Source organism: Kosakonia sp. H02, assembly GCA_030704225.1.
Taxonomy (GTDB): Bacteria; Pseudomonadota; Gammaproteobacteria; order Enterobacterales; family Enterobacteriaceae; genus Kosakonia.
Genome location: CP131915.1, coordinates 1,199,209 through 1,221,913 on the forward strand (window position 1 = coordinate 1,199,209; position 22,705 = coordinate 1,221,913).

The following is a 22,705-nucleotide window of genomic DNA, read 5'->3' on the forward strand; positions in this document are numbered from 1 at the left end:
TTATTACGGGCAGTTAAAACTCGTTGTTGTTGACCATGATGGGCGTTGCATGACCTTCTTTTATTTCAAAAGCCACGTCAAAGCGGCGGGTGTTAAATTCCGTTGTTTTTGCTCGCTCTTTCGACGCCAGGACGAAACTTGCGACAAACTGACCACTAGCGGGAAATTGATAAACGCCCGGAGGGACGCACATTGTGCCCTCTTTCACGGTTAAGCGGGGAGCCTGTTGATACCAGCGTGCTTTGAAGGGAGTATGTCGCGGTGCCAACGTGATAAATGCGGGCTGATAATCTTCTGGTGACGGTATCCCAAAACAGACTTCACCCTCTTTTAATTCAACCGACGCTGTTTCCGCTGGCTTGTAGCGCTGATCGAGGCGATCACCCATCTGGCAACCGCTTAGCAGAGGCAAAAACAGGAAAGGAATAAAATTTAAATACTTTTTCATTTTCATAACCCGACAGGAAAGTTTCTTAAAGCAACTTTATAGAGGTTTCTTAATTCATCTTCATACTGAACAACATTCTTCAACGTAACAATTCTTAATGTTTTTAACTCTATCCATTTTGCTAAACCATATGTCTCAAGTATGAAGTTATCGGCAACAATTTGAGCCTGCTGTTCAAGTGGGTATTGACTTAATTTACGACCATCTAAGCGATAGCCATAGTCAGCATGCCAGCTAAAAAGCCCTCTGAGTAAGACTTGCATACCGCGCTCTCGCTGCCATACGTGCGTCATTTCATGGATAAAGAGATGCTGGAGGTCCTTTTTTTCTGTTGAGAAATCGTTTTTATACCAATGCCGAAAATAGATTTCTCCATTAGGTGCCATTACATATTCTTTAAATTGCAAACCGAATGGTAGATAGCTGTCATGGTGGATCCAGACAGTATGATAACGAATTGAGTCACCAAAAACTGACCTGGCCAGGCGCAATTCCCCTAACGTTAATAACCTTACAGGGCCTTCTTTTTTAACCACGTCACTCTCCTTGTACGCGTTACCAGTATAGTTACTGGAGCTGAATATACTGCCGCACCAGAGAAGATTCCATTATTAGAAAAGATTGATGCCGAATTGAGGATTAATACTACAGCCCGTTCGATTTCGATTACTCCGGATATTTTTGAGGTGTGATGAATAAAAGTAGCAATATTTTCCACATTGCGATCGCCTGAACAGGTCCGCGATTACAAGCGATGAATATCGGTATTCGGATGCAACGTTTCCAACGCTGTAAGCACTTCCGGGTGAGGCTGAAAGACGGTGTACCACACGGACCAGTAACCCGGGATCGCACCGACTAAAACGTCATCGATTGTCATCGTCTCGTTTTGATAATGTGCCAGAAAGAGGTTTGCAAGGTTGAATGCTGCCCGCCGGGCGAGATTTAAAGGGCTCTGCGGCTGCTGAGAATCATCAAGACAGACCAAATCAATCGTATTCTGGACTTCCTGAAGCAATGGGTTTGCAAGCCCTATGGCAGGTTGCACACGTCCATCCGGCCAGTATTTAAGGAGTCTGTAGGTATTATGCGTATCAGGCCAGACATAATTCAGCCGATTGTTATTCTTACTTCTTTTGAAATCGCGGTTACATCGCAGGCACCCCAGCAACACGTTATTCCAGTCGGTGGCTAAAGCGGGGTTAAGGGATTTTGGCGCAACATGCTCAACATCGAATTTCCCCAGGCATTCACAGTATGAACAGTAGGTGCCAAAGGCATTCACCAGGGGTTCCAAATAGAGCTGGTAATCTATTACAGGCTCCCCGGCATAGGCTGGGCGAAGAACCGGCCTCATTATTTGGCCTCCTTCGCTTTTTTCCTGCGTTCTGCACGTAACAAGGCAACATAAACCGGATTGTCACCAAAATATTTTTCCAGCGTGTCCAGTTCCTCTGACAGCGCCGCAACCTCAGGATCGCTCGCGGGCTTGCCGCTGTTTAAGAGCGCGTAATAATGGCTGGCAGCTGCAACCTGTTTATTGAAAAGCGCGCTGCGCTGCACATTATCCAACCCCATCCATTTTTCTGCGATCTCCTCCACGCTCATCTCTTTTCCGAGATCGGGAGCGGCATTAACGTTAATTTGATCGAGATCGATTAATTCCCCCTCCTTCACAGACTGAAGAATAAAAGGCGAGTGCGTAGACACAATAAATTGAAGATTCGGGAAAACGTCAACCAAACGCGGTAAGAATTCACGCTGCCATTCAGGATGAAGATGCAAATCGACCTCGTCGATAAGGATGATCCCTTCAGAGGCTAATGGGTCAGTTGAAAACGGGTTCGCCTCTGCCAGCCTTGCAGCAATATCCATTACCATGGCAAGTGTGGTGCGATATCCGTCGCTGAGCTGTTCGATTTTTAATTGATGTATTTCTGTTTTCTTTACATTGCTGCTTTCAGGCAAGGGTGTGAGCTTAATTTGGCTGGTTGCGTCTGGGTCATACTCGTCATCATCAAGCGCCACATCTACATATTGTTTTTCCCAATCGACCATGATTCCCGCAGGTTCGACGGAGCGAATATTGCTGAATTGCGGCATCAGACGTTTTATCGCCAGCCGGATTGCCGACAACTCCGGTAGCTCGACATCAAAAGAGCGATGCTCCTTTTGCAGGCGGCTTTCTCGCTCTTCAAGGTCATAAAAATAGTGAACAAAACGGCGGAAATTTGTCTTGCTCTCAAGCGCACCATCCAGCGCTTCAAAACGGGTAAATTTATTTTTGAAGTCACGCTTGCGCATTGGTACGTCAAATACGCCACGCCCGGTACCGTAATAAATAAACACCGGTAAGGTATACGGTTCATCCTCATTATGGGCATTAATAAACGTATCAACGCGCTCATTAAGCGCTTTTAAACCCACTGCTGGCAGGATCTCATTAAGCGTTTTTTTAGCCTTATCGCGCCTTTCCGTTCTGTCCCACACCACCCCATCAAAAGTTTCACATCTGATACGCATATAGGCAGGCTGCTTGCCATCAGGCTTGATGCGGAAATCCGTTTTCTTAAAACTCAAACCACTCACGCCGGGTAAACGCGTCAGAAAAGAACCTAACCCTAACGCAATAGCATCCAGCAACGTTGACTTACCCGCCCCGTTACGGGCAATAAGGATCGTCAGCCGAGGGTGAAATTTAACTTCCGTATTTTCAAAACAACGAAAGTTGGTAAGGGTGATCCTGGCTATTTTCACGCTCGTAAACTCCGGCTCTCAGGGACGATGCGGTATAGTTGTGGAAAATTCGCCCAAATGCAATTGCAACTGTCGAACCTGCTGAAAGCTAACGTTAAATCCGCACCGTTTTAAGCTCATTAATCAGCCACTGCACCGCAGGCTGGTAGTCATACAGGCGGTGAGAAAGCAGTACTAAATCATAAGACGGCGCGCCTTCGGGCAATGCCATAATGCGCAGCGGCAACATGTTTGCCAGCTCCTGGGCAATGCGAAACGGCACGCACATCACATAGCCCGACGCCACCGCCACGCGCCCGCCAACGGCATAACTTTGCACTACCGTCGCCAGCGGGCGATAGAGATGCTGGGACAACAGCCAGTTGTCGATATGATCCGCACCGGAGCTGACCGCCGGTAAATGGATCTGTGCTTCGCTGGCAAGGTGCTTCAGCGTCAAGCGATCGGGCAGATCGGTACGATCCACAGAGGCGATGGCAACAAAGTGATCGGAGATAAGCCGGTGTTTATTAAAGTAGTGCGGAATATGCTGCACGTTCTCCACGCCGATAAACGCATCCAGTTGCCCCGTTTCCACCCGCTCGACTTTGATGGTCTCTGACAGAATATCTACCGACAGCCGGACATTCGGCGCGGCCGTTTTAAACTTCGCGGTCAGCACCGGCATAAACATAAACTCGAAATAATCCACCGCGCCAATATAAAAGGTGTGCGCATCACGTGTGGGATCGAAATGGCTCGGCCCGCGCGTGGCGTTATCAAGCTTACTGAGCGCGCTCTCAATGACCGGGATCATCATCGCGGCATAGGGTGTTGGCTCCATCCCATTGCGGGTACGAATAAACATCTCATCTTTTAATTGCTCGCGCAGGCGGTTCAGCGCATGGCTGAAGGCCGACTGGGACAAATTCGCTTTCTGCGCCGCGCGAGTGACGTTTTTCTCTTTTGCCAGAATCGGCACCAGCCGCAGCAAATTCAGGTCGACCATGATTATGCATCCTGTTCATGTTTTCATGATAACAATACATTTTATTCATAACGCAGATCGTTGCTATAGTTTGCGCCACACTAAGTGCTGAAAATTTGCACTAACCGAACCGAGACCCACGGGAGATATTTATGAGAAATGTAACTGTCGCCGCAACCCAAATGGCGTGTAGCTGGGAGCTGGAAAAAAACGTCCAGAACGCTGAGCGTTTAGTGCGTGAAGCTCACCGCCAGGGCGCGCAGGTTATCCTGATTCAGGAACTGTTTGCGGCCCCTTACTTTTGCATCGATCAAAGCCCGGAGCACTATGCGCTGGCGCAGGAAGTGGGCAACAGCCCGCTGATTAAACATTTCTCTGCCCTGGCAAAAGAGCTTGAAGTGGTTCTGCCGCTGAGCCTGTTCGAAAAGAGCAACAACGCTTACTACAACTCGCTGGTGATGATTGACGCCGACGGCAGCGTGATGGACACCTACCGTAAAACCCATATTCCGAACGGCCCGGCGTATCAGGAAAAGCAGTTCTTCATTCCTGGCGACACCGGCTTCAAAGTGTGGAACACCCGCTACGGGAAAATCGGCGTCGGCATCTGCTGGGATCAATGGTTCCCGGAAACCGCACGTTGCCTGGCGTTGCAGGGCGCGGAACTGATCTTCTACCCGACCGCTATCGGTTCTGAACCGGCTTACCCGGATATCGACAGCCAGCCGCACTGGACCCGCGTACAGCAGGGCCACGCCGCGGCAAACGTCATTCCGGTGATCGCGTCTAACCGTATCGGCACCGAAGCCAGCAAATACATTGATGGCCTGGAAATGACTTTCTATGGCTCGTCGTTTATTGCCGATCAAACCGGTGCGCTGGTTGAGCAGGCGAATAAAACCAGCGAAGCGGTGCTGGTTCATACTTTCGATCTTGATGCCATTGCTGCACAGCGCGCCGCCTGGGGCCTGTTCCGCGATCGTCGCCCGAACATGTACGGCGCGCTTGCGACGTCCGATGGCAGCGTAAGGAGCTAAGCCATGCCACAGCTGACCACGCCCGTACAGGACGGATTTAGCATGCCAGCGGAATGGGCGCCACATCAGGCCGTATGGATGATTTGGCCTTACCGTACTGATAACTGGCGTGCCGATGCGGCGCCCGCCCAACAGGCGTTTGCCGCCGTTGCAAAAGCTATCTCCCGCAATACGCCGGTTATTATGGGCGTACCTGCGGCGGAAATGGCCAAAGCACGTGCCACCATGCCGGCAGAAGTGACGCTGGTAGAAATGGAAAGCGACGACGCCTGGATGCGCGATACCGGCCCCACCGTGGTGGTTAACCCGGCGGGTGAAAAACGCGGTATTAGCTGGACGTTTAACGCCTGGGGCGGTCTTAACGGCGGTCTTTATGCCAGTTGGGATCGCGATCAGTTAGTGGCGGAGCAGGTGGCGAATTATCACCATCTGCCGTGCTACCACACGGATCTGGTACTGGAAGGCGGTTCGATTCATGTCGATGGCGAAGGCACATTGTTGACCACCGCTGAATGTCTGCTGAACCCGAACCGCAACCCGCATTTGAGCAAAGCGCAGATTGAATCGCAGTTGCGCGAGTATCTTGGCGTGTCGCAAATCATCTGGTTGCCGGACGGCGTGTTTAACGACGAAACAGACGGTCACATCGACAACATGTGCTGCTTCGTGCGTCCTGGCGAAGTGGCGCTGCACTGGACCGATGATGAAAACGACCCTCAGTACGCGCGCTCTGTTGCCGCGCTGAAGGTACTGGAAAGCACAAAAGATGCGCAGGGCCGCAGCTTAAAAGTGTGGAAAGTGCCGTCACCTCAGCCGCTCTACGCCAGCGCGGAAGAGACCTGTGATGTGGAAAAAGGCACGGCGATTGAGCGCCACGAAGGCAACCGCCTGGCAGGCTCCTACGTGAACTATCTGGTCAGCAATCAGCAGATTATTTTCCCGCTGCTCGATCCGGCAACCGATGGCACAGCGCAGGCGCTGTTTGAAGAGATGTTCCCGGATTTCGTCATTACCGGCGTACCGGCGCGTGAAATTTTGCTCGGTGGCGGCAATATCCACTGCATTACCCAGCAAATTCCGCGTTAATAAACGCCCGGCGGCCTGCGTCGCCGGGTGTTTTATCACTCAATACCCCCGCAAAGCCGCATAGTGATATTACATTCACAGCGCCGCTTGGCGGATATCGGGACATTGCTCTAACGTATTAGTAGCGAGTGCCAATTTCTTTCCTCAGCGATAAAATGAATATCCTTGCGCAACTGCGCAGGAGCAGGATTATTCACAAATCGTTGCAAAACGAATGCTCTGAAATTTACCGCTGCGTTAAGCGCGTGGTTTGGTCTTTTACGTGCATTAAATCAGTCAGTTGTGGGTTTTATGCTGCTATAAAGCCGATTGCGAAGTGTGATCACCCGCACACTTTGATCACCAGACATCGAAGCGAATGTCTACGCTTTATAGATAGCCGGGCAACACCCGTCATTTTTTTACGACGACATCCGGAGGCCAACGTCACTATGTTCAACCAGAAATTACAAAGCACACAATTAATGGAATTGGTATTCGAGGACGAAACCTACGAAACCGATCCGTGCGAGTTAAAACTGGATGAAATGATCGAGGCGGAGCCGGAACCGGAAATGATCGAGGGGATGCCAGCGTCCGATGCGCTTACCCCTGCCGATCGTTATCTGGAACTGTTTGAGCATGTGCAGTCATCGCGCATCTTCGCCGATAGCAAAACATTCCCTGACTGCGCGCCGAAAATGGATCCGCTCGACATTCTGATCCGCTATCGCAAAATCAAACGCAAACCAGAGTTCAATTTACGCCAGTTCGTGAAGGCGCACTTCTGGACACCGGAAAACTACAGCAAAGAGTACGTTTCCAACCCGGAAAACTCCCTGAAAGAGCATATCGACCAGCTATGGCCGATCCTCACCCGTGAACCGCAGGATCACATTCCGTGGTCTTCTCTGCTGGCGCTGCCGCAGTCCTATATTGTGCCGGGCGGACGCTTTCGCGAGACCTATTATTGGGACTCTTACTTCACCATGCTGGGGCTGGCGGAAAGTGGCCGCGACGATTTGTTGCGCTGTATGGCGGATAACTTCGCGTGGATGATTGAGCGCTACGGGCATATCCCGAACGGCAACCGTACCTATTATCTGAGCCGCTCGCAGCCGCCGGTTTTCGCCCTGATGGTCGAACTGTTTGAAGAAGATGGCGTGCGCGGTGCGCGGCGCTACCTTGATCACCTGCTGATGGAGTACGCCTTCTGGATGGATGGCGCGGAATCGCTGGTGCTGAACCAGGCATACCGCCATGTGGTGCGGATGCCGGACGGTTCGCTGCTTAACCGTTACTGGGATGACCGCGACACGCCGCGTGATGAGTCGTGGATTGAGGATGTGGAAACAGCGCGTCATTCAGGCCGTCCGCCAAATGAAGTCTATCGCGATCTGCGCGCCGGTGCGGCGTCCGGCTGGGACTACTCTTCCCGCTGGCTGCGCGATATGCACCGGCTGGCGAGTATTCGCACGACGCAGTTCATCCCCATCGATTTGAACGCGTTTCTGTTTAAGCTGGAAAGCGCGATCGCCAATATTTCCGGGCTGAAAGGCGACCGGGAGCGCGAAACGCTGTTTCGTCAGAAAGCCAGCGATCGCCGGGCGGCAGTCAACCGCTATCTGTGGGATGAAGAGAACGGCTGCTTCCGCGATTATGACTGGCGTCGCGAAGAGATGGCGCTGTTCTCTGCGGCCAGCATTGTGCCGCTGTATGTCGGCATGGCGACCCATGAGCAGGCCGAACGCCTGGCGGAAGCGGTGACCGCGCGTTTGCTGACGCCGGGCGGCATTCTGGCAACAGAGTATGAAACCGCCGAACAGTGGGATAAACCCAACGGTTGGGCTCCGCTGCAATGGATGGCGATCCAGGGGTTCAAGCTGTATGGCAACGACGCGCTGGGCGACGAGATTGCCCGTAGCTGGCTGCACACGGTAAATCTCTTTTATCAGCAGCACCACAAGCTGATTGAAAAGTACCATATCGCCAGCAGTACGCCGCGCGAAGGGGGCGGTGGTGAGTATCCGTTGCAGGATGGGTTTGGCTGGACCAACGGCGTGGTGCGCCGGTTAATTGGTTTGTACGGCGAACCGAAAGCGGACGATAACCCGCAGGATCCGTAGGCCGGATAAGGCGCAGCCGCCATCCGGCATTTTCGCTGGATGGCGCTAACGCTTAGCCGGCCTACAAATCAATCAATTGCGTTGTAAACGGCGGAATAAATATCCGCCCATTTGCGGTTTTCATCGCTGGGATTGGCGTCGTAGCGCAGTTGCGCCTGCTCCATCTCGTACCGCGCGCGATCCACTACTGCGGGCGTAGTGCAAAACGCCTGCAAATAGCTTTTCGTAATCGACGTTAATTTCTTATTGTTGGCGGCCATTTCATGGGTCAGGGTAGCGATAAACCGCCGACACGGGCGTTTCTCATCCATTTGCAGCCGGTAGCGCAAAAGCAGATCCAGCACATCGTTGTAATCCGCGATCACCGCCTGCTCCGTCCATGATAATTTCCAGTTCATTCCGGTTCTGAGGAACAGCGACACTACACGCGTATCGTTGCGATTGATCGCCGAGCGGAAGTTGTTCTCATCCTGCCCCAGGCCCATGCGGGACAGTTCCTCTTTTGGCGAGGGGGCAACACGCTGATCGGTGATCGGCCCGGTAACGCGTGCTCCACGCGTCACAGGTGCAGACCCGCCAACAAATAACCAGAAGGTACCGATAGCGATGATCAGCGCAACGACGCCCACCGCGCCCCATAGCACGCCGGAGATCATCTGCTCGCGCTCTTCGCGGCTGCGTACCGGACGCTTCGCCGGAGTGTCGATACTGTCGCGGATCGGCTGCGCATCGCCGCCAGCAGCGCGATCTTTTTTCCGCGCCTGCTCCCAGAAAGCCTCTAATCCTTCGCCCGCCTCTTTCAGCAAACCCGTCGGGTTAATTTTGCTGCGCTTTTCTTCATATGCGCGCTGCACCGGCCCGGTAATCTGCGGGTAGTAGTTTGCCAGCATCAACAATTGGTTTGAGGTCAGCGGTTGCCCGGCCACCACACAGGTACGCATTTCACGCACATCATCAAGGAAGGTTTGCAGTGTCTTACGCGGTTCAACAAACAGGTTCAGCACCGAGGCATCGTTAAACAATCTGGCGTAGTGCTGACTAAACTCTTTTTTATCTACCAACAGCAGAGCCAGTTCACTAAAGCGCATCCCACTTAAGACATCGTTACGATCACCCAAGCGCAGCCAGCGACGCACACGATCGCCACCAAACTGCGTCTTCAGGTGATCACGCAAGCGCTCGGGATCGGACCAGGCTTGCATCACCAGCGATTTAATCAGCGACTCCAGCGCACGGAGTTGTTGCTGCCCTTGTTGTTGTTGCTGCGTATTGTCTGCATTTAATGCCGTGTTGTAGCTCAGCAGCTTCTGCTTTTTGCGCAAATTCTCCAGCGCGCCAATAAAACGCAGGGCGGCAATTAATTGATTCTCACTGACATTTTGCCCATTCTCGTAGCGCGGAACGAGCTGTTGCAGATGGCGGAGCTGCAAGGTGAACTGGGTTAATTCCGCATCGCTGAGTTTCAATCTTTTCGCCACTGCGCCCCAGCCGCCCATACTCAGGCGCGCCACATCCAGCTGTTCCAGAAACCAGCGCGGATCTTTTCCTTCCTCAAAATGCACATTCAAAAGCAATAAAATTTCGACAGAGGCCTGACGAATAATGGCAAGGCATTTTTCGAACTGTTCACCCATATTTAGAGGGGCAGGTGTTGTCATTATTTTCCCTTAAGTACAACTTAAGAAATAATTCGCCAGGCGAACCCGCGAAGGTTTTTTTCTTTATTTATGAATAGCTAAAAGATAGCGCAGTTGGTGATTATTATCAGTGATACCTGTTTCAGATTAATAAAAACAGTCCGAATTATTCATGAAATTTATTTTTCATTGCCCGGCAGATTAACCCGCGACAACCTGCGGTTTATATTTTATACGCGCTGAAAACAGACAATTCGCCTGCACATCTGCCTCTTGTCTGCCAGGCTTAGAGAGGTATTTAGTGATATTTCAGGAGAAGTTATGAAGAAAATCGTGCTTACCGCCTGCTTTGCAGCACTGTTTTCCATGTCGGCACTGGCAGAAGAGGCTCCCGGCCTGAAAGCAGATAAAGCGCCGCCGCCGCCGCACAAAATGGATGACGGCTACCGTGGCATTGAAGACGCACGCTCAATGACCGTGAAACAGGCGAAAGAGCTGCATGATGGCGCATCGATTTCGCTGCGCGGTAACCTGGTTGAGAAGCAAGGTGAAGATGTCTATCTTTTCCGCGATAAAACCGACCAGATTCAGGCCTATATCCCGATAGCGGTGTTTGATGGCAAATCCTTGTCACCGGATGAGCTGGTTGGGATCAGCGGTTCGCTGGATAAAAAACAGCAGCCTGCGCGCATCAAAGTCACGCATTTTCAGAAGCAGTAAGACCTCGCCCGGCGGTGAAAAACCGGCCGGGCGTCGCCATGCTTACAGGAACATACCACCAGACACTTCCACGCGTTGCGCCGTCATCCAGGCGAGCTTATCGCTGAGTAGCGCAGCAATCGCATCACCAATATCATCCGGCTGTCCGACACGGCCCAGCGCAGTTTGCGATGCAATGAACTGATGAACCTGCTCATTATCCCGCACCACACCGCCGCTAAAATCGGTGGCAATCGCGCCCGGCGCAATGATGTTGACGGAAATTCCGCGCTCGCCTAACTCTTTTGCCTGGTAGCGGGTCAATACTTCCATCGCCCCTTTTACTGCGGCATAACTGGCGCGGCCCGGCTGACAGAAACGCGTTAAACCGGTCGAGACATTCAGAATGCGCCCGCCCTCTTTTATCAGCGGCAGCAGCAACTGCGTCAGGAAGAACGGTCCTTTAAAGTGGATGTTCACCATCTGGTCGAATTGCTCTTCGCTGGTCTCGGCGAAAGAGGCGTGAATACCCACACCGGCATTGTTTAATAAATAATCAAATGAGTCGCGCTGCCAGACGTTTTGCAGTTGTTCAAGCACGCGACTCACGAAATCACCAAACTGCGATATATCGCCGACGTTAAGCTGCAATGCCGCCGCTTTCCCGCCTTTTTGCTCAATTTCACGCACCACGTTTTCAGCGTCCTGCGCGTTATTGTTATAGGTCAGAATAATGCCGGTTCCCTTCGCCGCCAGTTTCAGGGCCGCATTTTTACCCAGCCCGCGGCTGCCGCCAGTGATCAGTGCAATCGGTTGTGTCATAGAAACCTCTTTTTCGCTGTTGGGATGTACAGAGAAAGCTTATTAGCTGCATGGCATGCAATAAAGGTGTTAAATTACGCTTCACTGTTTCCATCAAAACAACAATAGGGCGCAGTGATGGATAAAATTTACGCAATGCAACTGTTTATTCGTGTCGCGGAACTGGCGAGTTTTTCCAAAGCGGCAGAGTCAATGGGGTTACCGAAAGGCAGCGTCTCGCGCCAGATCCAGGCGCTGGAGACTCAACTCGGTACGCAACTGTTACACCGCACCACGCGCCGCGTCCAGTTAACCCAGGACGGCACGGTCTATTACGAGCGGGCGAAAGATCTGCTGGCGAACATGGACGAACTCGACGGCATGTTTTTGCACGATCCCTCGAGCATCAGCGGACGCCTGCGCGTCGACATGCCCGTTGGCGTTGCGAAAAACCTCGTTATTCCGCGCCTTCCCGCCTTTTTGCAACAGTACCCCGGTATTGAACTGGAGCTGAGCAGCAGCGATCGGCTGGTGGATATTATTCGTGAAGGCTTCGATTGCGTGGTGCGCGTCGGTACGCTGAAAGATTCCGGCTTAATCGCCCGCCAGCTTGGCAAACTCTCGGTGATTAACTGCGCCAGCCCCGATTATCTGGCGCGTTTTGGCTACCCTGACTCCCTCGACGATCTCTCATCTCATGCGCTGGTGCACTACTCTGTCAATCTTGGCACGCGCCCGCAAGGTTTTGAGGTCTGGCAGGATAACCAGACCCGCTGGGTGAAAACCGGCGGCATCCTGACGGTAAACAGCACCGAAACCTATCACGCCGCCTGCCTTGCCGGGCTGGGCATTATTCAGGTGCCGCGCATTGGCGCGCGTGATGCGCTGCGCATGGGAAAACTGGTGGAGGTGCTGCCGCAATACCGCGCGGAGCCGATGCCGGTGTCGCTGATTTACCCGCATCGGCGCAACCTGTCGCGCCGCGTACATCTGTTTATGGAGTGGCTGGCGACCGTGTTAAAGGATTATGTCGACCAGTAGCGGCTATAATTTTCATACAACACATTCAGGAGAAGGAAAAAAGACCTGATGACGCCGGAAAATTTCGAAAAACGCCCGACGCAAGACCTTGATTACGAACCTGTCAGGAAGATGGCTCAGGCTGAGCCACCTGAAAAAGAGAAAACTGAAAAAGAGAAAGATGACGCGCACGGAATGGTCAGCAGCACGATTGCGACCGTCACCGATACGGCGCAAAAGATCCAGCGCCGCCCAATGGTCGCGCATCTGATCCGCGCGACCGAACGCTTTAACGATCGCATGGGCAACCAGTTTGGCGCGGCCATTACTTACTTCTCGTTCCTGTCGATGATCCCCATCATGATGGTGTCGTTCGCCGCCGCCGGTTTTATCCTCGCCTCGCATCCGACGCTGTTGCAGGACATCTTTAATAAGATCCTGACAAGCGTTAGCGACCCGACGATGGCTTCCACCTTAAAAAATACGCTGAACATCGCCGTGCAGCAGCGCACCACCGTGGGTATTGTCGGGCTGGCTGTCGCCCTCTATTCCGGTGTGAACTGGATGGGCAACCTGCGTGAAGCCATTCGCGCCCAGTCGCGCGATGTCTGGGAGCGCAACTCGCAGGATGAAGAGAAGATTTGGGTGAAGTACTTCCGCGATTTTATCTCGCTGATTGGCCTGTTGGTGGCGCTGATTATTACCCTCTCCATCACCTCGGTAGCTGGAGCCGCGCAAGAACTTATCATCTCTACGCTGCATCTTAATTACATAGAGTGGCTAAAACCGGCGTGGGGAGGGATTGGCCTGCTGATTTCGATTTGTGCCAACTACCTGCTGTTCTTCTGGATCTTCTGGCGGTTGCCGCGCCATCGCCCGCGTAAACGCGCGCTGATTCGCGGCACGTTTATCGCCGCGATTGGTTTTGAGGTGATCAAAATCGTGATGACCTGGACACTGCCGTCGCTGGTGAAATCGCCGTCGGGCGCGGCATTCGGCTCGGTGCTGGGCCTGATGGCGTTCTTCTACTTCTTCGCCCGCCTGACGCTGTTCTGTGCCGCATGGATTGCCACGGCGCAATACAAAGATGACCCGCTGATGCCGGGTAAACGCTACCGCTAAATGCGCTATCGGGCTGATAACTACACGGAAAATATCAGCCCGATCTATCATTTCAGCACGAAAAACCAGACGGTAACTTTTATTTAACCTGAAACCAGTTTTATCTTCTAATTTCTAAAATGTGTGAAGCATTTCATGGATGTGAAAACCTAAGTCTGAAGATTATTCGCTTTTTGCCTGTTTTTTGCGCGACTCGCGATTTTGTTACAGATTGAAATGTCGCTTTTGCTGTGGCTAATATGCTCGTTCGTTCGCCCAAAATAAGAAAACTTTATGCAAGCTACAGCTACAACTTTCGACAACGAGCAGGAAAACCCACCGGTAAACTCACGCAATAAAGTGGTCGTCGCGTCTCTGATTGGCACCGCCATCGAGTTCTTCGATTTCTATATTTATGCCACCGCAGCGGTCATCGTTTTCCCGCATATCTTCTTCCCCCAGGGCGACCCAACGGCAGCCACGCTGCAATCACTGGCGACCTTCGCCATTGCCTTTATCGCACGTCCCATCGGCTCGGCGGTGTTCGGCCACTTTGGCGACCGCGTTGGCCGGAAAGTCACCCTCGTCGCCTCGCTGCTGACCATGGGCATTTCGACCGTCGTCATCGGCCTGCTGCCCGGTTATGAAACCATTGGCGTCATGGCGCCGCTGCTGCTGGCGCTGGCCCGTTTTGGTCAGGGTCTGGGCTTAGGCGGTGAATGGGGCGGCGCGGCGCTGCTGGCAACGGAGAACGCCCCGCCGCGTAAACGCGCGCTGTACGGATCTTTCCCGCAACTCGGCGCGCCTATCGGCTTTTTCTTTGCTAACGGCACGTTCCTGCTGCTCTCCTGGCTGTTGACCGATGAGCAGTTTATGGAGTGGGGCTGGCGCGTACCGTTTATCTTCTCTGCCGTGCTGGTGCTGATTGGCCTGTACGTCCGCGTTTCGCTGCATGAAACGCCGGTGTTTGCCAAAGTGGCCGCCGCGAAGAAACAGGTGAAAATTCCGCTCGGTACGCTGCTGACCAAACACGTACGCGTGACGGTGCTCGGCACCTTTATCATGCTGGCGACCTACACGCTGTTCTATATCATGACGGTCTATTCCATGACCTTCAGCACCTCGCCGCAGGGTCTTGGGCTGCCGCGCAACGAAGTATTGTGGATGTTGATGATGGCGGTCATTGGCTTCGGTGTGATGGTGCCGGTCGCGGGCCTGCTGGCAGACGCCTTTGGTCGCCGCAAGAGCATGGTTGTCATTACCTCGCTGATTATTCTCTTCGCGCTGTTCGTCTTCCCGCCGCTGCTCGGTTCCGGTAACCCGGCGCTGGTAATGGCGTATCTGTTGATTGGTTTAAGCCTGATGGGGCTGACCTTCGGCCCGATGGGCGCGCTGTTGCCGGAACTGTTCCCGACCGAAGTGCGTTACACCGGCGCCTCTTTCTCTTATAACGTGTCGTCGATTCTTGGCGCGTCTGTGGCACCCTATATCGCCACCTGGCTGCAAGCGAACTATGGCCTGATGTACGTCGGGATTTACCTGGCGGCGATGGCAGCGTTAACGCTGATTGCCCTGCTGCTGACCCACGAAACGAAACACCAGTCCCTGTAATCGTTACCCCTCTCTCCTGCGGAGAGAGGGGCATTTCCCGTTAGTGTTTCATCTGTGACAGGATTGCCTGGCACTGGTTCTCCTCGCCTTCTGACGGCGAAATCAGCGCCAGCAGTGCCGCCGCGGGCGTAACCAGCGTTGCCAGTGCGGCGGCCACCGCGCCACGGGCAATCAGCGGCCCGGCTTTCACCCCGGCCTGCGGGTTTTTAAAGCTGCCGCGCACGTACAGCGGTGAACGCAGCGTCACAATGCGCACGCCTTTACTTTCCGGGTCAATCGTCAGATCAAGCTGTTCGGATGCCATGCTGGCAGTCCCGGTGACGTTAATCAGCGCGTTTTCCGTGTCGAAGGCAAAGATTTGCGGCCTGGCGACACCGTTAACCAGATCGAGATTGGCGGCGGCGCAGTTGACGCGCACTTCGTCATCGCCAAATAGCTGACCCACAATAAAGTTCCCGACGTTAAGGCCGAGGATTTCCATCAGGTTACGGCTCACCAGCCCGTCGTTCATCAGCAGTTTCAGGTTACCGTTACTGGTGCCCAGCAGCGCCGCGACCGAGTTACCGACGCCGCGAATATCTGCGTCACCGTTCATCTCACCCAGCGTTTTCTGCATCAGTTCCACATCGGGCATCAGCTCTTTCAGCTTCAGCTTGCGCGCCTGAATCTCTGCCCGACCCTGCATCGGTTTTTTATCCCCTTCGAGATGAATGTTCGATGAGATGGTGCCGCCCGCCAGACCGAATTTCAGCGGTTGCAGGCGCAGGTCAGCATTTTTCAGCAGGATGTGGGTAGAGAGATCGCTAATCGGCAGCGAGGATCCGTGTTCGATCCGGCGGCCTTTAAAGCGCACATCCGCATCCATCACGTCCCATTTGTCGGTTTCAAAACGGTCATACGGCAGCACTTTGTCCGCCGGTTGCACCGACTTCTCGCCTTTTTTCTGTTCCGCATTTTTAGATTGCTCCGCACCTTTGCCGGAATCGACGCCAATTAGCGGCCCTAAATCGGCCAGACGAAGCTGGCGCGATTCGACATCGCCTTCCAGTTTCGGGCGCGGTTTGCCGGTGGAATAGGTCAGCGTGCCGTGAATATCGCTCTCGCCGATATGGCCGTTAAAGTTGCGATAATCAAACACCGAGCCTTTTTCGTTGTTGATTTTCGCCACCAGATGGCCGTCGGTTTCAAACGGCGGCGTATCGGGCAACAGCACGCCGGTTAAATCGTACAACTCGCCCAGCGAATCGCCGCCGAACTTCAGTTGTAAATCAACACCGCCCATGTTCATCGGGTCGTTGACCGTGCCGACAAACGCCACGCGGGTATTGCCGGAGCGGAAATCCGCCTGCACCGGGAATGGCGTGCTTTCACTGCGTAGCGCCAGCATGCCGCCAATTTTCCCGTCACCGGAAAGCGGCTGGCCGTTGTAGCGCCCTTTTGCCTTCAGGCCGAAGACGTAATCCCCGGCTTTGGTTTTGTCATTACTTTTGCCCGTCACTTCGCTAAAGGGCAGCGGTTTACCCAGCGGATCGACCATGATTTCGATATCGGCGCGGCTGACCGCATCATCAATGGCAATGCGCCCACGATCGAAGAGGATGTTATCGAGACGGAATGACCAGGCGGAAGGTTTGGCGTTCGGATCTTTGTTCTCATCGCCCGCGAGGGTAAAGGTCCAGTTGTTGAGTTTTTCCGAGCGGCGAATCAGCCTGGCATCCGGCTGTTGCAGTTTGATCCACGGCAGGTAAACGGTTTTGGTGAACAGTGCCAGCGGGGCAAGCGTGGCTTCAACGCGCGGCAGGTGCACCATGGTTATCTCATCGATCCCCGGCGGGTTGCCAAGAATAATATCGTCGGCGTGAACATGCGGCCACGGGATCCAGCTGCGCCAGCCGGTTTCCTCTTTTTGCCGCTCCCACACCACGCCCAAATCGCCGCGTATGGCGAACGGACGATTCAGTTCGGTGGAGACTTTTTCATTAATGGTGGGTTTCAGGCGGTTCCAGTCAAATGTCGCAATGATGACGATGGCAACCACGATGATTAACAACAGCGTCGCGAAGACAGCCGTGAGCGCTTTACTCGTTTTTGTCATTGTTCTGCCTTTCCTTTAATGCCTTACCTCTCATAAAGATAGTAGAGCCTGACGGAAAGGGGAGCGGCTAAAGTTTGAGCGTGACTTGTGCGAGGTTACTTAAAGGAACCGGACGGGAGAGAAAATAGCCCTGCGCCGCGTATGCCGGTGAGTTTTGCACATCGCGCCACTCTTCAAGGGTTTCGACCCCTTCGACAATGACGCCCTGGCAGTAGTGATTCATCAATTGCAGCAGCAGCGTGAACAAATTTTGCCCTTCCGGCGTCTTGCGCAGCATGATAAACAGGTCGCGCGCCACTTTGATGTAGTCATAGCGTACTTCGCTCAGCGCCGAGAAATTCGCCATGCCGGTGCCAAAATCATCCAGCCACAGCGGGCCGATTTCGCTGATGGAGGCAAAGGTGGAGTCCTGCGGTAAACGGATATGCTCCACCAGTTCAAAGCGGATCCACGCCAGCGAGTCGACCAGCGCCATCAGTTCGCTATTCTGGCGCATTGCAAGCAGCGTCGGCCCATCGACATTCACCGAAGCCAGCACACTATTTTTGGTAAAAAAATCTTTCTGTTCGGCCAGTAGCGTGAGTTGCTCGTTAATCACGTCGACGCGCTGGCGCACCGCCACTTCGCTGAAGTAACGATCCGGGGCAATCCGTTTTTCGGGTTCAGAAGGGTGAGTCACCACGGTTAACAGTTCAATCGCCATCAGACGGCCATCGGTTTTGTAGATCGGCTGATAAGTATAAGCACGCTCACATTGCAGCCAATAACGATGCTCCTGCAAGCTTTCCATGCTCGCGTGTGGAATGCTTAGCGGCGGGTTGACCTGCTGTAACTTCATTTCTGCTGTCCTGTCGATGGGATGACCTGGATGAACTCGTCACAGGGTTATCGGCGCATGTTCAGATAACTTTACGTCCCGGCGAAGCGCAAAAATAAAAACCAGGGCGACGGAATCTGCGCGTAATACGCTTTAGCTCAAAAAAATACTGGAACGATGTTTTAATATGGTTGACCACGCATCACCCACATCGCACACTACCGTTAATTTATCTGATTCAGGTTACGAATATGTCCAGGAAAATTGCCGTTATCGGCGAATGCATGATCGAACTGTCGCAAAAAGGCGCTGAAGTTAACCGTGGCTTTGGCGGCGACACGCTGAACACCTCTGTTTATATCGCCCGCCAGGTCAAGCCGTCTGCGCTCTCTGTTCACTATGTGACGGCGCTGGGCACCGACAATTTCAGCCAGCAGATGCTGGACGCCTGGCAGAGTGAAAACGTTGATACCAGCCTGACTCAACGCATGGAAAACCGCCTGCCGGGGCTGTATTACATCGAAACCGACAGCACTGGCGAGCGCACCTTCTATTACTGGCGTAATGAAGCGGCGGCGAAGTTCTGGCTGGAGAGCGAGCAGTCTGCGATGATTTGTGAACAACTGGCGGGCTTTGATTATCTCTACCTGAGCGGTATCAGCCTGGCGATTTTAAGCCCTGGCAGCCGCGCTAAGCTGCTGGCGCTGTTAAAAGCGTGCCGCGCCAACGGCGGCAAAGTGATTTTTGACAACAACTACCGTCCGCGCTTGTGGGCGAGCAAAGAAGAGACCCGCGACGTTTATCAGCAGATGCTGGCCTGCACCGATATCGCTTTCCTGACGCTGGACGATGAAGATCTGCTGTGGGGCGAGAAGCCAGTGGAAGAAGTTATCGAGCGTACCCAACGCGCAGGCGTTAAAGAAGTGGTGATTAAACGCGGCGCAGACTCCTGCCTGGTCGCGATCGCCGGTGAAGCGGTGGTTGAAGTCCCGGCGGTGAAACTGCCGAAAGAGAAAGTGATTGATACTACCGCTGCGGGCGACTCCTTCAGCGCCGGTTACCTTGCCGTGCGCCTGACCGGCGGCGATGCCACCGAAGCCGCCAAACGCGGCCACTTAACTGCCAGCACCGTTATCCAGTATCGCGGCGCGATTATCCCGCGCGAGGCAATGCCGGAGTAACGTAGTACAGCGGCTATGCCGGGTGGCGGCGTTGCCTTACCCGGCCTACAAAGTATGCAATATCAATAAATTGCGAATTCATTCCGTAGGCCTGATAAGCGAAGCGCCATCAGGCAGCAGGTTTGTCATCAGTCTCAACCCTCTCCTTTCACGAAGAGGGTTTTTTAGCGTCACTGCTGCGGCGGGATATCCGACACATCCGGGCGCACATCATCCGTGCTGGTAGCGGCAGGTGCGGCGTCCGTCGGCTTCATTACCGCATCCCACGTCGCCTGCAAATCCTGCATGTTATGTTCCGGTTCGCCTTTCGGTTGCAGCAACACCAGCGTCATATCCTGCGACAACTGCTGGTGCAGATCCTGGTTCAACATTTCCGGCGTCAGGTTGGCTAAAAAGCGCTGGCGCAGCTTTTGATACTGTTCCGGCGCAATATCCACCACCTGGTTTTGCAACGCGCGCATCCGCTGGCTAATCAGGATATCCGTATCGGCGCGCGCGTAGGTGGCAAACAGCTTCTGCAATTCAAGGGATTTCTGCGCAATCAGCGCCTTAACTTCCTCTTCCGGCAGGCCTTTTTCACGCACCTTCGCCAGTTCACGGGCGATCACACCGGTATTGGCATTGAGTTTATCGGTCGGGGAATCGACATTAATCGCGCACTGCGCACGCTGGAACAGCACCCGGCAATCAAAGCCGAGGCCAATCTCTTTAGCGTTGTTTTTGTTGAGATTCTGCTGAATATGCCAGAACAGCGCTTCGCGGGCTAAATCCGCTCGCCAGTAGCGTTCAAGCTCGGCGGATTCGCGAATCGGCTGCCAGGCGGAATCCCACATAATCGACAGACGATCCTGATTTACCGCTTCGGTCATCAGGCTCACCGGCTGGTGCGGCAGCGGTGAAAGCGTGGCGACCGGCGTTGGCGTCTGGCGTTTGCCTTTCAACTCGCCAAAGGTTTTATTGATTTGCTCAGCGACGGCGCGGCTGTCCACATTCCCGACCACAATCAGCGTCATGGCGTCCGGCGTGTACCATTTTTCGTAGAAGGCCTTCAACTGCGCGGCATCCACCGGCTCTTTCATCTCTCCGGCCGGATCGTGACCCAGCAGCGGCGAGCCTTTCAGGCGATAACGCCACCAGTTATCTTTGGTGTCGCCAGGCCAGGTGGCGACCATATCGTTACTGCCCAGCGCATGGTTCACCGTTTCCGGCGTAATGGTTAATTTCCCGGTCGCATCCGCCAGATAGACCATCGCTTCTTTCAGCAAATCGCTGCGGTTGTTCGGCAGGCTAAGGTTGTAAAGCGTGTATTCGTAGGAGACCAGCGCTGGCGGTAGCGGGCGTTTCGGGTCAATCCCTTGTTGCCAGAGTGAACGCACCTGAGCTGGTTCAAGACGACCGCTGTGGGTCAGCGCAACACGGGGAATAAAGTGGCTGTAACCGCTCTGCTGCGTACTTTCGGTGAGCGAGCCGGTATCAATCGACAGACGAATTTCAATGCGATCGCTGGGGCGCTGCGGGGTGGCGAGAACTTGCCACTGAAAACCATTCGACAGCGTCCCTTGTTGCCAGGCCGGATCGGGCTGGAGCGCATCTGCCTGCACATAACTGGCCGCTGCCAACATCAGCAAACCGCCCGTTAACAATCGTATTTTTGTGCCCTGCATGAGAACCCCTAATCAACATTCCTGGTTAAAAAGTATGCCCGCCTAAAGGAGGCTGAAGAGACATAAAACACTTCGCTTTTAGACCGCAGGAAACGCAAAACGTCACATTGCGAAGTGAATTATGCCGAAAATTCATCATGAACTGTGACGCAAGCCAAAGGGGTAATTATGCTTAGCTGCCCGGAGTCAAACAAGAGACTACGGGCATAAGTCGTGAATTACGAAGAAATTCCGGGTGTTTTAACGGTCTCAGCACGATTATCCAGCACACTGACCAGCTGTTTTTGATCCAACTCTTTCACCCATTTCGCCACCACGATGGTCGCGACACCGTTGCCTACCAGGTTAGTCAACGCACGGGCTTCAGACATAAAACGGTCAATACCGAGGATCAGCGCCAGCCCCGCCACCGGCAGGTGGCCCACCGCAGAAAGCGTCGCCGCCAGCACAATAAACCCGCTGCCAGTCACCCCGGCTGCGCCTTTCGACGACAGCAACAGCACCACCAGCAACGTTATCTGGTGAACAATATCCATATGGCTATTGGTCGCCTGGGCGATAAACACCGCCGCCATGGTCAGATAAATGGACGTGCCATCAAGGTTGAAAGAGTAACCGGTGGGAATAACCAGCCCGACCACCGATTTGCGACAACCCAGGCGCTCCATCTTTTCCAGCATACGCGGCAGCGCAGATTCGGAAGAGGACGTGCCCAGCACAATCAGCAGTTCTTCGCGGATATAGCGGATAAATTTAAAGATATTGAAACCCGTAACGCGGGCAATTGTCCCCAACACCACCACCACGAACAGAATACAGGTGATATAGAAGCAAATAATCAACTGACCTAACTGTACCAGCGTGCCGACGCCGTATTTGCCGATGGTAAAGGCCATCGCGCCGAACGCGCCAATTGGGGCAAGGCGCATGATCATGTTGATAATGCCGAAAATCACCTGCGAGAAGCTTTCAATCACGTTGAAAATCAACTGGCCTTTGTGACCAAGACGGTGCAGCGCGAAGCCAAACAGCACCGCAAACAGCAGCACTTGCAGGATATTGCCGCTGGCGAATGCGCCAATAACGCTGGCCGGGATCACATCAAGAAGGAAGTCGGTTACCCCCTGCGACTGCGCCTGTTCGGCATAGACCGCCACCGCTTTGGCATCAAGCGTGGCAGGATCGACGTTCATCCCCGCGCCGGGTTGCACCACGTTGACAATAATCAGGCCGATAATCAGCGCCAGCGTACTGACAACTTCAAAATAGAGCAGTGCCACCGCGCCGGTACGACCCACGGCTTTCATGCTTTCCATACCGGCAATACCGGTCACCACCGTACAAAAAATGACGGGCGCGATAATCATCTTGATGAGCTTCACGAAGCCGTCACCAAGGGGTTTCATCTGCGCCCCGAGTTCAGGATAGAAATGGCCAAGCAGAATACCGATGGCGATCGCTGTCAGAACCTGAAAGTAGAGACTTTTAAACAGGGAGGTTTTCATAGGGTGTCCTTGAGATTAAACCTCAGGCTTTGTAGGGTTTTCGGTTAGCCTGCGGATTAAAAATAACACCCGTCCAACATGACAGAAATGTACTTACAGCAATTCAGAAACAATAATGCTAAGAACTTTGAGCTGACTCGCACAATCCCGTAATAAAGTAACTATTTTAAGTGT

19 protein-coding genes are annotated in these 22,705 nt (G+C 53.5%); 8 read left to right on the forward strand and 11 right to left on the reverse strand.

Annotation, left to right across the window (positions count from 1 at the left end):
• Positions 1-13: 13 nt before the first annotated feature.
• The 5 genes from Q5705_05720 to Q5705_05740 all read right to left on the reverse strand — a co-directional run bounded on the left by Q5705_05720 (position 14) and on the right by Q5705_05740 (position 4,193).
• On the reverse strand, positions 14-448 hold the full coding sequence (locus Q5705_05720) for a hypothetical protein (GenBank protein WLI78048.1): 435 nt from the start codon (positions 446-448) through the stop codon (positions 14-16).
• 2 nt (positions 449-450) lie between these two features.
• Positions 451-984, reverse strand: a complete 534-nt coding sequence (locus tag Q5705_05725) for a type VI secretion protein (protein WLI78049.1) — start codon at positions 982-984, stop codon at positions 451-453.
• Positions 985-1,193: 209 nt separating this feature from the next.
• On the reverse strand, positions 1,194-1,805 hold the full coding sequence (locus Q5705_05730; protein WLI78050.1) for an HNH endonuclease: 612 nt from the start codon (positions 1,803-1,805) through the stop codon (positions 1,194-1,196).
• The gene (locus Q5705_05735; GenBank protein WLI78051.1) at positions 1,805-3,205 is read right to left on the reverse strand and encodes an AAA family ATPase; all 1,401 of its coding nucleotides are present in this window, start codon (positions 3,203-3,205) and stop codon (positions 1,805-1,807) included. Before Q5705_05735 ends, Q5705_05730 begins: the two co-directional genes overlap by 1 nt.
• Positions 3,206-3,299: 94 nt before the next feature.
• Entirely contained in the window at positions 3,300-4,193 is an 894-nt protein-coding gene (locus Q5705_05740; protein ID WLI78052.1) for a LysR family transcriptional regulator, read from the reverse strand.
• Positions 4,194-4,324: 131 nt separating this feature from the next.
• Between Q5705_05740 and aguB the strand changes: the two genes are divergently transcribed.
• The 3 genes from aguB to Q5705_05755 all read left to right on the forward strand — a co-directional run bounded on the left by aguB (position 4,325) and on the right by Q5705_05755 (position 8,400).
• Positions 4,325-5,209, forward strand: a complete 885-nt coding sequence (aguB, locus tag Q5705_05745; GenBank protein WLI78053.1) for an N-carbamoylputrescine amidase — start codon at positions 4,325-4,327, stop codon at positions 5,207-5,209.
• A gap of 3 nt (positions 5,210-5,212) precedes the next feature.
• Positions 5,213-6,295 carry an agmatine deiminase gene (aguA, locus tag Q5705_05750; GenBank protein ID WLI78054.1) on the forward strand — a complete coding sequence of 361 codons (1,083 nt, stop codon included), beginning with the start codon at positions 5,213-5,215 and terminating at the stop codon, positions 6,293-6,295.
• A 431-nt stretch (positions 6,296-6,726) separates the two neighbouring features.
• Positions 6,727-8,400, forward strand: coding sequence for an alpha,alpha-trehalase (locus Q5705_05755; GenBank protein WLI78055.1), 1,674 nt, complete (start codon positions 6,727-6,729; stop codon positions 8,398-8,400).
• A 68-nt stretch (positions 8,401-8,468) separates the two neighbouring features.
• Here Q5705_05755 and Q5705_05760 read toward each other — a convergent pair whose 3' ends face one another.
• Positions 8,469-10,058 (reverse strand): STY4199 family HEPN domain-containing protein, encoded by a 1,590-nt coding sequence (locus tag Q5705_05760; GenBank protein ID WLI78056.1) that lies wholly within the window; start codon positions 10,056-10,058, stop codon positions 8,469-8,471.
• Between the two features lie 300 nt (positions 10,059-10,358).
• Here Q5705_05760 and Q5705_05765 point away from each other — a divergent pair, with 300 nt between their 5' ends.
• A complete protein-coding gene (locus tag Q5705_05765) occupies positions 10,359-10,757 on the forward strand; it encodes a YdeI family stress tolerance OB fold protein (GenBank protein WLI78057.1) in 399 nt (132 codons plus the stop codon).
• Between the two features lie 42 nt (positions 10,758-10,799).
• On the opposite strand, the gene Q5705_05770 is transcribed toward Q5705_05765, so the two are convergent.
• Positions 10,800-11,558 (reverse strand): SDR family oxidoreductase, encoded by a 759-nt coding sequence (locus Q5705_05770; GenBank protein WLI78058.1) that lies wholly within the window; start codon positions 11,556-11,558, stop codon positions 10,800-10,802.
• A gap of 117 nt (positions 11,559-11,675) precedes the next feature.
• Between Q5705_05770 and Q5705_05775 the strand changes: the two genes are divergently transcribed.
• The 3 genes from Q5705_05775 (at position 11,676) to Q5705_05785 (ending at position 15,269) form a co-directional block, all read left to right on the forward strand.
• Entirely contained in the window at positions 11,676-12,578 is a 903-nt protein-coding gene (locus Q5705_05775; protein WLI78059.1) for a LysR family transcriptional regulator, read from the forward strand.
• Between the two features lie 48 nt (positions 12,579-12,626).
• Complete coding sequence (gene yhjD, locus Q5705_05780) at positions 12,627-13,679, forward strand: inner membrane protein YhjD (protein WLI78060.1); 1,053 nt, start codon at positions 12,627-12,629, stop codon at positions 13,677-13,679.
• Between the two features lie 273 nt (positions 13,680-13,952).
• Entirely contained in the window at positions 13,953-15,269 is a 1,317-nt protein-coding gene (locus Q5705_05785; GenBank protein WLI78061.1) for an MFS transporter, read from the forward strand.
• Between the two features lie 40 nt (positions 15,270-15,309).
• Here Q5705_05785 and Q5705_05790 read toward each other — a convergent pair whose 3' ends face one another.
• A complete protein-coding gene (locus tag Q5705_05790; protein WLI78062.1) occupies positions 15,310-17,364 on the reverse strand; it encodes an AsmA family protein in 2,055 nt (684 codons plus the stop codon).
• Positions 17,365-17,431: 67 nt separating this feature from the next.
• Complete coding sequence (pdeH, locus tag Q5705_05795) at positions 17,432-18,202, reverse strand: cyclic-guanylate-specific phosphodiesterase (GenBank protein ID WLI78063.1); 771 nt, start codon at positions 18,200-18,202, stop codon at positions 17,432-17,434.
• A 230-nt stretch (positions 18,203-18,432) separates the two neighbouring features.
• Between pdeH and Q5705_05800 the strand changes: the two genes are divergently transcribed.
• Positions 18,433-19,362, forward strand: a complete 930-nt coding sequence (locus Q5705_05800; protein ID WLI78064.1) for a sugar kinase — start codon at positions 18,433-18,435, stop codon at positions 19,360-19,362.
• A gap of 170 nt (positions 19,363-19,532) precedes the next feature.
• Here Q5705_05800 and Q5705_05805 read toward each other — a convergent pair whose 3' ends face one another.
• Both Q5705_05805 and Q5705_05810 read right to left on the reverse strand, forming a co-directional pair.
• The gene (locus Q5705_05805) at positions 19,533-21,026 is read right to left on the reverse strand and encodes a pitrilysin family protein (GenBank protein WLI78065.1); all 1,494 of its coding nucleotides are present in this window, start codon (positions 21,024-21,026) and stop codon (positions 19,533-19,535) included.
• 218 nt (positions 21,027-21,244) lie between these two features.
• Positions 21,245-22,531: a dicarboxylate/amino acid:cation symporter gene (locus Q5705_05810; GenBank protein WLI78066.1), complete on the reverse strand. Its 1,287-nt coding sequence runs from the start codon at positions 22,529-22,531 to the stop codon at positions 21,245-21,247.
• Between the last annotated feature and the right edge of the window lie 174 nt (positions 22,532-22,705).

Excerpts from the sequence above, each read along its gene's own strand:
- Q5705_05720 (WLI78048.1), bottom strand. The coding sequence starts at position 448 with ATGAAAAAGTATTTAAATTTTATTCCTTTCCTGTTTTTGCCTCTGCTA.
- Q5705_05730 (WLI78050.1), bottom strand. The coding sequence starts at position 1,805 with ATGAGGCCGGTTCTTCGCCCAGCCTATGCCGGGGAGCCTGTAATAGAT.
- Q5705_05740 (WLI78052.1), bottom strand. The coding sequence starts at position 4,193 with ATGGTCGACCTGAATTTGCTGCGGCTGGTGCCGATTCTGGCAAAAGAG.
- aguB (WLI78053.1), top strand. The coding sequence starts at position 4,325 with ATGAGAAATGTAACTGTCGCCGCAACCCAAATGGCGTGTAGCTGGGAG.
- aguA (WLI78054.1), top strand. The coding sequence starts at position 5,213 with ATGCCACAGCTGACCACGCCCGTACAGGACGGATTTAGCATGCCAGCG.
- Q5705_05755 (WLI78055.1), top strand. The coding sequence starts at position 6,727 with ATGTTCAACCAGAAATTACAAAGCACACAATTAATGGAATTGGTATTC.
- Q5705_05760 (WLI78056.1), bottom strand. The coding sequence starts at position 10,058 with ATGACAACACCTGCCCCTCTAAATATGGGTGAACAGTTCGAAAAATGC.
- Q5705_05765 (WLI78057.1), top strand. The coding sequence starts at position 10,359 with ATGAAGAAAATCGTGCTTACCGCCTGCTTTGCAGCACTGTTTTCCATG.
- Q5705_05770 (WLI78058.1), bottom strand. The coding sequence starts at position 11,558 with ATGACACAACCGATTGCACTGATCACTGGCGGCAGCCGCGGGCTGGGT.
- Q5705_05775 (WLI78059.1), top strand. The coding sequence starts at position 11,676 with ATGGATAAAATTTACGCAATGCAACTGTTTATTCGTGTCGCGGAACTG.
- yhjD (WLI78060.1), top strand. The coding sequence starts at position 12,627 with ATGACGCCGGAAAATTTCGAAAAACGCCCGACGCAAGACCTTGATTAC.
- Q5705_05785 (WLI78061.1), top strand. The coding sequence starts at position 13,953 with ATGCAAGCTACAGCTACAACTTTCGACAACGAGCAGGAAAACCCACCG.
- Q5705_05790 (WLI78062.1), bottom strand. The coding sequence starts at position 17,364 with ATGACAAAAACGAGTAAAGCGCTCACGGCTGTCTTCGCGACGCTGTTG.
- pdeH (WLI78063.1), bottom strand. The coding sequence starts at position 18,202 with ATGAAGTTACAGCAGGTCAACCCGCCGCTAAGCATTCCACACGCGAGC.
- Q5705_05800 (WLI78064.1), top strand. The coding sequence starts at position 18,433 with ATGTCCAGGAAAATTGCCGTTATCGGCGAATGCATGATCGAACTGTCG.
- Q5705_05805 (WLI78065.1), bottom strand. The coding sequence starts at position 21,026 with ATGCAGGGCACAAAAATACGATTGTTAACGGGCGGTTTGCTGATGTTG.
- Q5705_05810 (WLI78066.1), bottom strand. The coding sequence starts at position 22,531 with ATGAAAACCTCCCTGTTTAAAAGTCTCTACTTTCAGGTTCTGACAGCG.